This is a genomic window from Vibrio sp. 10N.247.311.12 (assembly GCF_041467515.1).
GTDB lineage: Bacteria > Pseudomonadota > Gammaproteobacteria > Enterobacterales > Vibrionaceae > Vibrio > Vibrio crassostreae_C.
On record NZ_JBFSUV010000023.1, the window covers coordinates 25,793 to 40,049 of the forward strand.

General features: G+C 42.8%; 11 protein-coding genes. 4 read left to right on the plus strand and 7 right to left on the minus strand.

The window, feature by feature from the left end; genetic code table 11:
- Nucleotides 1-38: 38 nt before the first annotated feature.
- Nucleotides 39-1,007 (plus strand): tyrosine-type recombinase/integrase, encoded by a 969-nt coding sequence (locus AB6E30_RS11850; RefSeq protein ID WP_102320805.1) that lies wholly within the window; start codon nt 39-41, stop codon nt 1,005-1,007.
- Nucleotides 1,008-1,164: 157 nt separating this feature from the next.
- Here the strand turns inward: AB6E30_RS11850 and AB6E30_RS11855 are convergent, their stop codons facing one another.
- Nucleotides 1,165-2,160, minus strand: a complete 996-nt coding sequence (locus AB6E30_RS11855; protein ID WP_065584955.1) for a D-alanine--D-alanine ligase — start codon at nt 2,158-2,160, stop codon at nt 1,165-1,167.
- Nucleotides 2,161-2,339: 179 nt separating this feature from the next.
- Nucleotides 2,340-2,903 carry an SPOR domain-containing protein gene (locus AB6E30_RS11860; protein ID WP_017060092.1) on the minus strand — a complete coding sequence of 188 codons (564 nt, stop codon included), beginning with the start codon at nt 2,901-2,903 and terminating at the stop codon, nt 2,340-2,342.
- A 216-nt stretch (nt 2,904-3,119) separates the two neighbouring features.
- On the opposite strand from AB6E30_RS11860, the gene AB6E30_RS11865 reads away from it, so the two are divergent.
- Entirely contained in the window at nt 3,120-5,801 is a 2,682-nt protein-coding gene (locus AB6E30_RS11865) for a GNAT family N-acetyltransferase (RefSeq protein WP_372103702.1), read from the plus strand.
- Here the strand turns inward: AB6E30_RS11865 and AB6E30_RS11870 are convergent.
- Entirely contained in the window at nt 5,793-6,680 is an 888-nt protein-coding gene (locus AB6E30_RS11870; protein WP_065584957.1) for a LysR family transcriptional regulator, read from the minus strand. The genes AB6E30_RS11865 and AB6E30_RS11870 overlap by 9 nt on opposite strands.
- 224 nt (nt 6,681-6,904) lie before the next feature.
- On the opposite strand from AB6E30_RS11870, the gene AB6E30_RS11875 reads away from it, so the two are divergent.
- Entirely contained in the window at nt 6,905-9,052 is a 2,148-nt protein-coding gene (locus AB6E30_RS11875) for a TonB-dependent hemoglobin/transferrin/lactoferrin family receptor (RefSeq protein WP_372103705.1), read from the plus strand.
- A gap of 358 nt (nt 9,053-9,410) precedes the next feature.
- Here AB6E30_RS11875 and galE read toward each other — a convergent pair whose 3' ends face one another.
- From galE to AB6E30_RS11895, 4 genes are all read right to left on the minus strand, one after another.
- Nucleotides 9,411-10,424: a UDP-glucose 4-epimerase GalE gene (gene galE, locus AB6E30_RS11880; RefSeq protein WP_017060088.1), complete on the minus strand. Its 1,014-nt coding sequence runs from the start codon at nt 10,422-10,424 to the stop codon at nt 9,411-9,413.
- Between the two features lie 82 nt (nt 10,425-10,506).
- Nucleotides 10,507-12,483 (minus strand): diguanylate cyclase domain-containing protein, encoded by a 1,977-nt coding sequence (locus AB6E30_RS11885; protein ID WP_102394475.1) that lies wholly within the window; start codon nt 12,481-12,483, stop codon nt 10,507-10,509.
- Nucleotides 12,483-13,019 carry a YfiR family protein gene (locus tag AB6E30_RS11890; RefSeq protein WP_102394476.1) on the minus strand — a complete coding sequence of 179 codons (537 nt, stop codon included), beginning with the start codon at nt 13,017-13,019 and terminating at the stop codon, nt 12,483-12,485. Before AB6E30_RS11890 ends, AB6E30_RS11885 begins: the two co-directional genes overlap by 1 nt.
- A complete protein-coding gene (locus AB6E30_RS11895; protein WP_102394477.1) occupies nt 13,009-13,224 on the minus strand; it encodes a hypothetical protein in 216 nt (71 codons plus the stop codon). The genes AB6E30_RS11890 and AB6E30_RS11895 overlap by 11 nt, the downstream gene beginning before the upstream one ends.
- 170 nt (nt 13,225-13,394) lie before the next feature.
- Here AB6E30_RS11895 and AB6E30_RS11900 point away from each other — a divergent pair, with 170 nt between their 5' ends.
- Complete coding sequence (locus tag AB6E30_RS11900; RefSeq protein ID WP_102320812.1) at nt 13,395-14,138, plus strand: 5-oxoprolinase subunit PxpA; 744 nt, start codon at nt 13,395-13,397, stop codon at nt 14,136-14,138.
- The last annotated feature ends 119 nt before the right edge of the window (nt 14,139-14,257 follow it).

Below are 14,257 nucleotides of genomic sequence, written 5' to 3' on the forward strand. Positions count from 1 at the left end.
GCATAATATGGTAAAAACACCTGTCGAGGTATGGTAATTTGAGAAAAAAAGTCCCTATTTTAACTGACTCTGTGATAATTAATTCATTTGTTGAAAAATTAAACAGCAACGCGACAATAGAAATTATAGATGAGTTGACAGGATTTCAATACTCTCGCAATTCACTGTTGGGCATTTACAGTGATTGGAATCGCTATCATGCGTTCTGTACCAAACATCGTATTAACACACTTCCCGCATCTATAACCGCTGTTCGTCGTTTTCTTGAAACGGAGTCTAACGATAGAAAATACGCATCGCTAAAACGTTACACTGCAACGCTTAGCATGTTACATACTGTGTTGAGCTTTGCTAACCCGATCAAGCACAGGCAAGTTCGCTTTACCCTACTCCACTTACAATCTCAAATGGCCGGTGACGCTAAACAAACCAATGCTATGACATCTGTGCATCTCACTGATTTGAATACGTTACTCTCCCATGAGAAAGCAAACCTGAAAGAGATCAGAGACATTGCTATTTATAACGTGATGTTCGAGTGTGCTTTAAAGCGCTCAGAGCTTAAGTTGTTATCGATGAGTGATGTTGAGTACGTTGAAGATCATTACCAAGTAACAGTCAAAGATTCGGCTTATCAGTTGTCACAAATAGCCAGTGTTGCACTTCAACGTTGGCTTTCGTTTACTGGTATACAAGATGACTTGCCAGTATTTCGTGCGATAGACAAGCATGAGAATATTGGTTTGCAGCCTTTAGATGATTCGTCCATCTATAGGATATTGAGAAGAGCTAGCGACTTACTTCAACTGCCAGAAAATCACCATTTCTCTGGAAATTCGATTCGTGTTGGTGCTGCACAAGAGTTGTCGAAACAAGGTCTTAAGGTTAGAGAGATTCAGGACTTTGGTCGCTGGCTTAGCCCTGCCATGCCAGCCCAATATGTGGGTTTCACGGGAACGGCTGAGAGTGAGAAGATGAAGTTTAAGGCGCTAATACCTTGGCAATAAACGGTTCGTAATTACTTGGATATTGTTACTTGGATATAAGTTGTGGCTAAATGATAGATTCGTAAAAAACGGCTAGCTTTAAAAACAAAAAGTGCCTTGGCGAAAGCTTAAGGCACTTGTTGGTTCAGCTCTAAGTGAACGAAAACGAGTTAGAAACCTAAGAAAGGCTTGTTCTCACGCAGTTTTCTAAGAACTGGCTGAATTTGTGGCCGTCATGCTCAACCATTTTAGGGAACATGGAGATTGGCGTCATACCTGGGAAGGTGTTGACTTCGTTCAGGTAGATTTCGTTGTCTTGCGTTAAAAAGAAGTCGATACGAGACAAGTGACGAAGCTTCATCTGGGTGAAGACTTTTCGTGCGCTGTCTGCAATCAATTCACGCTGTTCGTCAGTTAAATTACTTGCTTCAACTTCAGTGATCGAGTGGCTGTCTGCACTGTACTTCTCTTCGTAAGAGTAAAATGCGCCATTCGGTGCAATCACCTCACCCGGCTTGCTGATGTGTAGCTCGCCATCGATTTCATAAGCAGCAATTTCTAGCTCTCTAGGCACCACTGATTTCTCAACCAATACTTGGTTCGAGAAAGTGAACGCCTTGTTGATAGCCTCGCTTAAATCTTCTACTTGGTTAACTTGGTAACAACCTACAGAAGAACCTTGACGAGCCGCTTTCACAAACACTTTACCCCACTTTTCAAATGCTTGAGTTGCTTGTGAGTGAGCTTGATCATTGTTGTCTGATAAGAACAGGTACGGCGTGTTTGGAATACCAAGTGCGTCGTACCAAAGCTTTGACGTGATTTTGTTAAAGCTGTTGTTGCTTGCTTCTGGACCACAACCTAGGTATGGAATTTTAGCCATTTCAAACAGTGATTGAATGTCACCTGTTTCACCTGGGAAACCGTGTATGCAAGGCACAATGAAATCGACTTTAGATGCTAAATTGTCACCGCGTAAGGTTTGGTCGTTAATATCAAGATAAACCAATTCACCTGAATCAAGACACCAGCCTTCGTTCTTAATTTCAACTCTTACAACGTTAAAATCTGCAACGCTATTAAGTTGTTCAAAAAGGTAATTGGCTGAAACTAAAGATACTTCATGCTCTGAAGATCCACCGCCGCAAAGTAGAAGGATGTTTGTGGTGTTCATGGGTAAATTCGGTCCTTGAAACTAGGAGTACTGACTTCAATGATAAACAAAAGTCGAGATAGGTACAGTGTTTTGATTGTTAAAATTGCGTTCGAAAGATCGAGCGATTAACTATTAAACAAAACAGCGAGTCTTAAAACAAAAGAAGGAGCATTTGCCCCTTCTTTATGAATCAAAGCTTAGTTCAACTTGTTAAGCGTTGGGTATTCAGAGTTCTTGATGTCATCAATGCTCTTAACGAACGGCTTCAAGTTTTGGAAAGTGTTCGGCAGTGTTGAGATTGCCTTTTTAGCTTCTAAGCGTGTTGCGTAGTCACCATAAAGTACCGTGAACCACTTAGTGCCGTTAACCATTTTGTAGTTTTCCCAAACTGGTTGAGAAGTCGTAGGTAGCATTTTCACGAAAGAATCGACTTTACTTTGGCTGCCAACAGCAACAACTTGAACTGTGTAACCAAAACGTTGGTTCATGTCTTGTTGTTTCTTGGTTGGGCCTGTCACTACTGCAACTGGCTTAGCTTTAGTCGTTTGAGCGACTTTCTGTTCAACAGGTTCGGTTCTGATAACGTTGACAACATTTTCTTCAACAACGCTTGTTTGCTCAGATTGAGATACAACTGGAGCTTCAACTTTGGCCGTCTTGTACTCTTCTTGATAACTATCTGAAGTGACATTGGTAACGTAGTCGTCAGATACACACGCAGCCAAGAGCAGTGGCAAAGTCACAATTGCAAATTTTTTCATGGAAAGCTCTATATCCTTAATAATAATTACTATAAATCATGCCGATACGTCGGTTTAGAATCAAGTTAACTTTGGGATTATACACCATTAGTGGGTGACCTATTTCACAAACTTTATGCAGTGTTTGCTTATTCATCTGAATTCGGTGAATTTGCCATCAACCTGTGAGTGCAAAGTAAGTTACGATGAACTTACGTGCATTGCTAGGATATGTCTATGAATCATCTTGATCCCCTACTTAAACCCCGTTCAATCGCTGTTGTTGGTGCTTCTCAACGAGAAACACGCGCAGGATATATTGTTATGAACAATTTGTTGCATGGGGATTTTAAAGGTGCGGTGATGCCGGTTACGCCGAAATATGATTCAGTGGCCGGTGTGCTTTCTTACAAGAACATTTTGTCGTTACCGATTGTTCCTGACCTCGCAATCTTGTGTACCAATGCGACCCGTAATGTCGCTATTTTTGAAGAACTGGCTGAGAAAGGTATAGCCTCTGTCATTGTGCTTTCTTCAGACATGCAGCAAGAAAGCGATAATGGTGAGACGTATGATGAACGATGCCTAGCGATTGCCAAAAAACACAACATTCGAGTGTTAGGTTCCAATAGTTTGGGAGTAATTGTCCCTTGGTTAAATTTAAACGCCTCATTCTCTCCTGTGACAGCATTACCCGGTAAGATCGCCTTTGTTTCTCAGTCTGCAGCTGTGTGTACCACGATTCTCGATTGGGCTAATGACAAAGAGATCGGTTTTTCGGCGTTTATCTCTATAGGTAATGGCAGTGACATCGAATTCTCGGAGTTATTGGATTATCTGAGTACCGATTCTCACACCGAAGCGATATTACTTTATGTAGACAGCATTACTGATGCGAGGCGCTTTATTTCTGCAGCGCGTGCGGCATCGCGCAACAGACGAATTCTAGTGCTAAAAGGCGGACGAACAGCGAAAGGCCGAGCGGCGGCAATGGCACACACCTGTGGTGCCGATACTTTAGATATTATCTACGATTCCGCGATTCGCCGTAGTGGCATGTTGCGAGTTAAGAACTTACATGAATTGTTTGCTGCGGTAGAGACACTGACTCATTCAGTACCATTGCGTGGTGAGCGTTTGGCTATTGTTACCAACGGTGGCGGCCCTGCGATTATGGCCGTGGATACGCTATTTGACCGCGGTGGCAAGCTCGCAGAGTTTTCAGAAGAGACACTTGATAAGTTGAACAAGGTTTTGCCATCGAGTTGGTCTCATAGCAATCCTATCGATATTGTCGGCGACGCTGGTGATCAACGTTATATCGACACTATAAACATCTTACTCGATGGCGATGAAGCAGACGCGATTCTTATCATGCACAGCCCTTCAGCGGTCGCACATTCCGCTAAAACGGCAGAACGAATTATTGAAGCGATTAAGAAGCACCCTCGCCACAAGCGCTTTAACATCCTGACGAATTGGTCTGGTGAGCTAACAGCAAGGCCCGCACGAAAGCTGTTTACCGAAGCGGGTTTCCCAACTTATCGGACCCCTGAAAGCTCTGTGGTCGCATTCATGCACTTAGTCGAGTACAGACGTAACCAACGTCAGTTAATGGAAACGCCGACCACTGCAGAAAAAGTACACATTGAAGATCTAGCAGATGCGAAAGGTTGGATAGAAAGAAAACTACTGGATAAAGATACAGTTAGCCTTGATACTCACCAAAACAGTCAGTTTTTCAAGAGCTTCAACCTCGATGTGTTACCAACTTGGATCGCTTCTGACCCAAGTGAAGCGGTACACATCGCTGAAACGATCGGTTATCCCGTCGCAGTAAAATTACGTTCGCCGGATATTGCACATAAGTCAGACGTACAAGGCGTGATGCTCAATTTGCGAAACAGCAGTGAAGTTGCCAATGCGGCTCAGGCAATTCTCGATCGCTCTCAATTATCCTTCCCTACAGCAAACATCCACGGCTTGTTAATTCAAGGTATGGCTAAGCTCGCGGGCGGCCAAGAGTTGCGTATTAAGGTTACAACAGACGAAACCTTCGGCCCAATCATATTACTTGGACAAGGTGGTTCGGAGTGGGATGAGTCGATTGATGCCGCAGCTGCTTTTCCACCGCTCAACATGACACTGGCGCGTTACTTGATTATTCGAGCGATAAAAAGCGGCAAGATTCGTCTACAAAAACTCCCTAACCCCATCGATATAGAAGGTTTGTCTGAGTTATTGGTACGTATATCGCAAATGGTAGTGGATTGCCCTGAAATACATGATTTGGATATCCATCCAGTACTGGCCAATGGTGACAAGTTCACGATATTAGATGCCGATATCATCTTGAAAGCGTACGAAGGCGATCCACAGGAACGTCTTGCGATTCGCCCTTATCCGGTCGAGCTTGAAGAACGTATCCAGCTAAAAGATGGAACCGAAGTGTTGTTACGCCCTATTCTTCCCGAAGATGAACCGCTTCATGCTGACTTCATTAACCGTGTGTCTAAGGAAGATCTCTATAAGCGTTTCTTTAGTGATGTCGGTGAATTCAATCATGAGGCGTTGGCGAATTTCACTCAGATTGATTTCGATAGAGAAATCGCCTTTGTGGTCGTTCGCGAGGAACAAAGCGTTCCAGCGATCATCGGCGTGTCCCGTGCGCTGATTAACCCTGAGAACACAGACGCCGAATTCGCAATATTGATTCGTTCTGACCTTAAAGGTGTTGGTCTAGGTCGCATTCTTATGACCAAGGTTATCGATTACTGCCGTGCGAAGCAGACCAAGCAGATGTCGGGTATGACGATGCCAACCAATAGAGGGATGCTGACACTAGCTCAAAAGCTCGGTTTTAAGATAGATATCAGTTTTGAAGATGGTACTGCAGATATGGTGTTACCGTTACTTTAACGCCCATGTCTTTTTAAGATGTTGGATACACCAAGACTTGGCGTCGCCCATTTTGTTGCGTCGCCAAGCCATAACAATATCGATCGGTTGTGGTTCTGTACCGGAGATCTGCTGTAGTACGCCAGATTCAATCAAAGGTTTAGCGACACTATTCGGTAAGGTGCCAATCCCTAGTCCTGATGTCAAAGCCTCTACTTTCGCAGGAAAGCTTGTCACGGTTAAACGTGGCTGTTTCTCTAGAATATTGATGCTTAGTGCTGGCTGATCGCGTGCGGTGTCTGCAATGGCAATAACCCTGTAACTTTCTCTCGCCTTCTGATCGAATTCACCAGAACGATTGTGAACATAGTGGCTTGATGCCGCGACCCACACCATCTCCATTTTACCAATTACGTCACTTTTCATATCGTTTGGAATTGTATCGAGCTTAGGGCATATCAATAAGTCAGCACGACCATCTGTGAGAGATTCCCAACAACCCGCTAAGATTTCCTCTTGCAAACGAACGCGTGTTTTACTGATTTTTCCTAGTTCATCTACCAGTGGGAAAAAGTTAGCAATCGGGATAATGCCATCAAAGGCGATGGTCAAATCGAGCTCCCAACCATTGGCTAGAATGCTTGCCTCGTTAACAAGACGTTCTGTAGCTCCAAGAATGATTCTACCTTGCTCAAGTATCAACTGACCCGCTTCCGTGAAATTTGCACGGTGGCCTGAGCGGTCAAAAATCATGATGTCTAGATCTTGTTCAAGCTTCTGTATTTGATAGCTGAGTGATGAAGGCGCTCTGTCCATTTCATTGGCCGCGGCGGCGAAACTTCCACGTCGGTCGATGGCGTCTAGGATGTGTAACGCTTCAAGTGTTATTGGACTATGCATAGCTTTCCTACTTTATAAATGAGACTTGAATCACAAAAACAGAAGCATTCAGACTGTGAATGGAACTGTAAAAGTCTTTTTAATACAGATATTTAAGAGTATTAATTATGAGTTAGTTGATAAAATTGAAAATTATTTAAATGCAAATAATAGTAATTATCATTTAGATCCAATATTATATTTCGCAAATCAAGATAATACTATGGAACTAAGGTAACTATCAGATGTATAAGCAACCCCTACTCTCTGCTTCAATCGTTTTAGCGCTTTCATCAACGTCAGCCTTTGCTGAAGATTATGCCCTATTTGATGAGGTTGTTGTATCCTCGACGCGCACGAATCAAACACTTATCAATACAGCGGCTTCTGTTGCAGTCATCTCCGATGAGCAAATCGAAGAGAACATGGCAAAAAATGTTAACGAAATCTTCGAATACACTCCAGGTGTAACGATGAACTCGAGCTCTCGACAAGGTGCACAAACCATCAACATTCGTGGCATGGAAGGTAAGCGCGTAAAGATTTTAGTGGATGGCTCATCGCAACCAGGTTCATTTGATGGTGGCCCTTACGCATTTATTAACTCTAGCGGTATTTCAATCGATCCCGATATGCTGAAAAGTGTCGAAATTATCAAAGGTGCGGCTTCAAGTTTACACGGAAGCGACGCTATTGGTGGTGTTGTCGCCTTTGAAACTAAAGACCCTTCTGATTTCTTAAAAGATGGAGAAGACTTTGGCGGTCAAGCGAAACTGTCTTACTCTTCAGAAGATAACTCTTTCAGTGAGCACGTTGCATTAGCTAATCGATTCGATGGCCTAGAAACATTGGTAGCCTACACTCGTCGAGATGGTGAAGAGTTGCAAAACTTCCGTAACCCTAACGACTTAGAGAACTACGCTGTAGAAGGTCAAGATACTTCAGCAGATAATCTTTTGGTTAAGTTGCAATATCAGTTAAACGAAAGTCATCGTATCGAGTTTTTAGCTGAGCTAATCAAAGATACTTCAGACTCTGACATCTACCACTCAAGCTACGATAGCTATACAGGTGCTGATGACACAACGCAAAATCGATTCGCTATTAAGCACATTTGGTTCGCTGATGGCACAATTGCCGATACTGTAACGAGTAAAGTATCGTACATCTCTAAAGAAGAGAATGGTGTAACTAAGCGCTTTAAACCTGCAGGCCCAGGTATGCCACCTTGGGTACCAGCTAACAACGACAACTTACAAACAAAAGACTACGAGTACACTGAAGATAAGCTTGAAATCGAGACTCAGCTAGATAAAGAAATTAACAACCATTACCTAGTGTATGGTGCAACTTATACACATAGTGACATCAGCAACACCAATATGGAGTATAACTCTGATCCTGCTACTGATAACCAACTTTATGTATATACTCCAGATGCTAAGGAGCAAAAATTTGGCTTGTTTATTCAAGACGAAATTAGCTTAGTGAATGACAAACTTATTGTTACCCCTGGTGTACGCTTTGACTATTTCTCAACTGATCCTGGTAACAACACCACTGAGACGTTGAGTGATTTCTCAGATTCTGCGGTAACTGGTCGTTTAGGTTCAACATACAAACTTACAGATACAGGCACTATTTTTGGCCAAATTAGCCAAGGCTTTAGAGCCCCTTCTTTTGATGAACTTTACTATACATATGATAACCCTGGACATGGGTACGTAAATGATCCAAATCCAGATCTTAAATCAGAAACCAGTATTTCATACGAGCTAGGCTATCGTCACAACACTCAAGCTTCATCATCTGAAATCGCGGCCTACTACAGTGACTACGATGACTTTATCGAGACAGTGGTTACGAAAAAGGTTGGTGGAACAACGCACTATTCTAACGTTAACTTGGATTCGGCAACGATAAAGGGGATTGAATTCTCGAACACGTTACTTTGGGATGTCTTGGTTGGTGCGCCTAAGGGTATTTCAACTCACTTCGTAGCTTCATACACAGAGGGTGAGGACGGAAACGGAAATGCACTAAATAGTGTTAACCCTTGGAATGCGGTGTTAGGTCTTAACTATGATGCGCCAAACCAAAATTGGGGTACTAGCGTTAAGTTAAACTACACAGCTGACAAATCTGGTTCAGACATCAACTTCGATGACGAAAGTGGCGGTAACGCAGGCCAGGCTGAGCTTCCAAGCGCAACAGTTGTTGATTTAACAGCTTACTACAAACCAATGAAGGATCTGACGATTCGTGGTGGTGTGTTCAACTTAACTAACGAAGAGTACTACCGTTGGAATGATATTCGCGGTGATGATGAACTTTACAAAGAGAACACTCAAGCGGAAAGAAACTACGGTATTTCAGCTAAATACGAATTCTAACTCGTTAGAAAACTTAACGACAGAATCTGATACAGCAGAAACTAAAAAGCCAGCTTAATTGCTGGCTTTTAATTTATTTCACTAAAAAATTGTATAAAAAAGGTAATAAGTGAAATTACTTCTCTGCCATCTCTTTTTTAACCATTACTGCAGCAGCAACGATGAAAGTGATGATTAGGCCTAGTTCCATGATTAACTCCAAAGAAAATTAACATTAAACATATAATTCGCGAGCATAATAACACAGCGGATACAGAATGATACTTTTTAACCACTAATTTACTTTTTATTCGATTAAGATCAAAAAAGATGCCCGAAAGCATCTTTTAATTTTTGAATCATTCACGAAACCACTAGGTTAACCAGGGAATCCATTCGGGTTTGTTGACTGCCAGCGCCATGTATCTTCGGTCATTTCAGCCAATGTGCGGCTTGCATTCCAGCCCAGTTCTTTCTGAGCTTTAGCTGGATCTGCCCAACACTCTGCGATGTCACCCGGGCGACGCTCGACAAGCTTGTAAGGGATCTCTTTACCGCTTGCTTGTTCGAATGCTTTAACCATGTCTAACACACTTGAACCGTTACCCGTACCAAGGTTGTAGATATGAAGACCGTCTTTGCACCCTACTTTCTCAAGCGCTGCGATGTGGCCATCAGACAGATCCATTACGTGGATGTAATCGCGAACGCCAGTCCCGTCTTTTGTTGGATAATCGCTACCAAATACAGATAGGAATTCACGGCGGCCCACTGCTACTTGAGAGACAAATGGCATTAGGTTATTTGGGATACCTTGCGGGTCTTCACCTAGCTCACCACTTGGATGTGAACCTACAGGGTTAAAGTAACGCAGCAGTGTAATGCTCCAATCAGGATTGGCTTTTTGGAAATCGGTTAAACACTCTTCAACCATTAGTTTACTACGACCATATGGGTTGGTAGCGCTTGTTGGGAAGTCTTCAGTAATTGGCACACTTGCAGGATCACCGTATACCGTTGCTGAAGAGCTAAATACCAAGGTTTTTACACCCGCATCACGCATTGCATCAACAAGAACTAAAGTGCCGTTTACGTTGTTGTCGTAGTATTCAAGAGGCTTTTCCACAGACTCTCCGACGGCTTTCAGACCAGCAAAATGGATAACCGCTTCGATGTTGTGTTGCTTCATAGTTTCAGTCAAAAGCGCTTTATCACGAACGTCACCTTCAATGAAGTTGGGACGAACGCCCGAGACTTTTTCGATGCGCTCTAGAACGCTTGGTTTGCTGTTGTACAAGCTATCAAAAAGTACAGGTGTCATACCTGCGTTGATCATCTGGATACTTGTATGGCTACCAATGTAACCCATGCCACCTGTAACTAAAACATTCATGCTTAGCAGACCTTTTAATTAAAAATATTCAACCTATCACTTATGATACAACAACTTAGGGTGAGCTCACAAACACCGGTGCCTATTTACCCTCACGAGCGAACACAAACTGACCTTTTCCTTTGCGTTTCGCTTGGTACATAGCCTCATCAGCAACCTTTAGAATCACGTCAATATCACGCTCTGAGCCATCAACTAAATTGATACCTAAGCTCGCCCCAACATGAAGTGAACGCTGTTTATAATTCACTTCTTGCCCGATCAGATCCAACAATCGCTCGGCTAACTTCGCTAATAAGACTTTGTTTGTCTGTTTAATAATAAGAACAAATTCATCACCCGACAAACGTGCAACCAAATCCCCCGCTCTTACCTGAGATAATAACCGGTTTGACACTTCTTTAAGGATTTCGTCACCCGCATCGTGACCATAGTTGTCATTCACTTCTTTGAAGCCATCCAAATCCAAGTAAATAACCGCAAAATGCTGATTTGAATAGTGGCTCGACGTGACAACATCATCCATAACCTTATACAGCTGCGCTCTATTCGCTAACCCGGTTAATGCATCGTGATGAGCCAAGTGTTCGAGTCTTTCCATCTCTTTAACGTTGGATAAATCAGACAGCGTTAATACCATATCAAACTCGTCTTTCTCGTTGTCTGAGGCAATTCGATTCACTTTGACAAACATTGGAACTAACGTGCCGGACGCGCTTTTCTCCCACACTTCGCCTTGCCATTGACCATAGTTGTCTAACGAACTGCGAATTGTCGGCATCAATGATGAAAATTGCTGCCACGAAAATACTTCAAATGGTGTTTTGCCCACCAGCAGATCAGAGTGATAACCGAGAAGTTGTGTGATCGCCGGGTTAACCATGGTTATCACATTGGATGAGTTGAGCACGATCAAGCCGTCTTTACTGTTTTCGAAAACACCCGCAGCGATACGCTGGCGACTCATGGCCGTTTCCATCCCCGTGACATCTTGGATTGCATAAAGAATACGACCGTGCTTTGGCAACGAACGGCTACTCACACGAAGCCAGCGTTTTGAGTGAAAGAGATCGGTGGTTTCGAGTAGTTCGTCATTGAGCTCAATCTTAGCGTCGATAACCTCTTGTAAGAGCCCAGTTTGCTTTGTCGCGATCAACTCTTGGATCAACAAATTTTCAAGAAACGCTTCGGTACATTTAAAAATGTCACGAGTAGCAGCGTTCGCATGAACGATGAACCCTTTTTCATCGGCTACCAACAACGAGTGCTGAACAGTTTCAATTACCTCATTTGCAAACGACTTTTCTTCTTGTAGTTTATCGAGCGTAAAATTGATTTGGTTGTCACGATGTTGAAGTCTTTCGAGCATGGTATTAAAAGCTCGAACCAGATCCCCTATCTCATCGTGGTTCGTTGCGACTAATTTTGGTTGTTCTGAACGACGTTCAACAAAAGCTTGCATCGCCTCATTAAGGTCAAACATTGGATCGATAATCAAGCGTTGAACCAATTTGACCAATCCCCCGCCTAAGATCACAAGAAACAGCAAGTAGACGGCCGCAACCTTGAAAATATTCGTTAAGATCGTATTAAACGTTTCTTTTGATATTGTCACTCTCAAGTTAGCGATCACAGCGTCATCCAGCGTCACCGGAACAAGCAAAAAGATGAAATTCTCGGAGATTGCAAATTGGTGATCCGCGATGTCATTTAATTCATCGGTATTCGGCCTTGGAACCAGCGTATTACTGACTTGATAACTCGCAAAAAGCTGTTCATTAATGTCATAGAGCTTCACCCTGACGATATCTTTATCCGCAACGAAGGCTGACAAAATCTCCTGAGCCGAAGATTTATCCTCAAATAGAATCGCGGCTTGTAGGTTATAAGCAACACCTTGTGCTAACACTTTAACTCGCTGAATAAGACTCTCTTTCTCTCGCTCAAAAGTGACAGTGTAATTAATTGATTGAATCGTCACAAAAGTAACTGCGATGAAGATGACAATCGGTAATATCAGCTTGTTTTTAATAGATAAATTATTAATGAAAGACAACATTATTGGCCCTCCACTATAGCGATTCGTAACAGGTTTGAGCCAATGACGTATTCACCGCGTCTTGCATTCACTAAGTTGATCTTAGGCTTTAGCTTATTATCGATGTGCGTTAGCTCAATGACTCCTCCCATGTCCGTAAAGTTTGGGATATCGCTAATCGTCACAGTATGTGGTGAGTGGGCTTTACGGCTAAATTCATCATTATCGAGATCAGATAGATAAGTGATATCACACTTAGGAGTCACCAATTGATGTACTTGAATAGCGAGAGAACGAATAGATTTCCCTTGTGTAATCGACGTCAGTGCTTTGCTTACCTTCTCATCGCCAATCACACAGAAGTTAACCGTATTCATGGTGCTCTCGTCGTTCCAACGAATAAAGTTGGCAATTCTAAAAAGGTACACCGCTTTCACTTCATAAGGCTTGAAACTAGCCGCCGATGTATTCAAAGGCACAATAAACATAGCTATAGTGGCAAGGCTGAGTTTCGTAAAACCGAGCTTAATACGGTACTTGAGCCACTTAGAATTCATGAGAGATCCTCACATATACGGACTCTTGGTTGACACAAATCTCGGTAAGTTTTTGTGTCACTTTCGAAGCCGTTTCCATTTCGACATCTAACATAGACAACTCTTCAAGGCTCATCGACATGAGCTGGTCTAGAGAGTTTTCTTGAGCAGAGACAAAAACAGGTATCGTTAATGCTAGTCCTAAGCAAACCTGGCGGGATATCATGTGCTCACCTAATATACAGATAGATATTAATCCTTTAATCAATAGTTCAACTATATATGAAATGCCATACTGGTAAATCTACGGTGTCGAAAGTTTGAGTTAGGTCACTGTTTATTTATGGTATTTATAAGACCGTCATTACTTACCTCAACGTAAAGGATTAGCACCACGTGACAACGAAGATTTTGCTTAATTGCGACATGGGAGAAAGTTTCGGCAATTGGAAGATGGGCGATGACGAGTCGGTCATGGAATGGGTCGATATGGCAAACATCGCTTGTGGCTTCCACGCGTCTGATCCGCACGTTATGTCCAAGACGATAAAACTGGCGCAGCACTATCACACCCAAATTGGTGCTCATCCCGGTTATCAAGATCTCGTTGGTTTTGGTCGCCGTTCTATTCCGCACACCATGGACGAAATCAGTGAGCTGGTTTGTTATCAAGTCGGTGCATTACAAGCCCTTTGCCGCTATCACCATACCACTGTTGGCTATGTGAAACCTCATGGCGCTCTTTATAACGATATGATGGCAAACATTGATGTGTTCAATGCGGTAGCCCAATCCGTCGCTGAGTTTAACATCCCGTTGATGATTCTCTCTTCATCAGACAATCAACAGTATTTGGATATTGCTGACGACCATGACTTGCCTCTCTTGTTTGAAGCGTTTGCCGACCGTGCTTATTTAAATAACGGACAATTAGCGCCACGTACTCAAAAAGGCTCGGTTTACGTCAATCAAGACGATATCTATAACCAAGTTATGCAAATCATTAACTATGGCTCGGTTACGACTTTAGAGGGCGAAAGACTGCCTATTGAAGCTGATACTATCTGTGTTCATGGTGATAACCCTCAATCCATCGCATTAATTAGAAAAATCAGACAAGACCTCAACGCTTTTAATTAGTATGAAGCGTGTGATTGGTATGACGCATGGTCTAATCGCTCGTGAGATCTAATTGATTTGTATTGGCTTGGACACGGAAGTGAGACACGCCAAGTAAGCTAAAAAAGGCAAGATAACAA

Excerpts from the sequence above, each read along its gene's own strand:
- AB6E30_RS11895 (WP_102394477.1), bottom strand. The coding sequence starts at position 13,224 with ATGATATCCCGCCAGGTTTGCTTAGGACTAGCATTAACGATACCTGTT.
- AB6E30_RS11870 (WP_065584957.1), bottom strand. The coding sequence starts at position 6,680 with ATGCATAGTCCAATAACACTTGAAGCGTTACACATCCTAGACGCCATC.
- AB6E30_RS11860 (WP_017060092.1), bottom strand. The coding sequence starts at position 2,903 with ATGAAAAAATTTGCAATTGTGACTTTGCCACTGCTCTTGGCTGCGTGT.
- AB6E30_RS11890 (WP_102394476.1), bottom strand. The coding sequence starts at position 13,019 with ATGAATTCTAAGTGGCTCAAGTACCGTATTAAGCTCGGTTTTACGAAA.
- AB6E30_RS11855 (WP_065584955.1), bottom strand. The coding sequence starts at position 2,160 with ATGAACACCACAAACATCCTTCTACTTTGCGGCGGTGGATCTTCAGAG.
- AB6E30_RS11865 (WP_372103702.1), top strand. The coding sequence starts at position 3,120 with ATGAATCATCTTGATCCCCTACTTAAACCCCGTTCAATCGCTGTTGTT.
- AB6E30_RS11885 (WP_102394475.1), bottom strand. The coding sequence starts at position 12,483 with ATGTTGTCTTTCATTAATAATTTATCTATTAAAAACAAGCTGATATTA.
- AB6E30_RS11875 (WP_372103705.1), top strand. The coding sequence starts at position 6,905 with ATGTATAAGCAACCCCTACTCTCTGCTTCAATCGTTTTAGCGCTTTCA.
- galE (WP_017060088.1), bottom strand. The coding sequence starts at position 10,424 with ATGAATGTTTTAGTTACAGGTGGCATGGGTTACATTGGTAGCCATACA.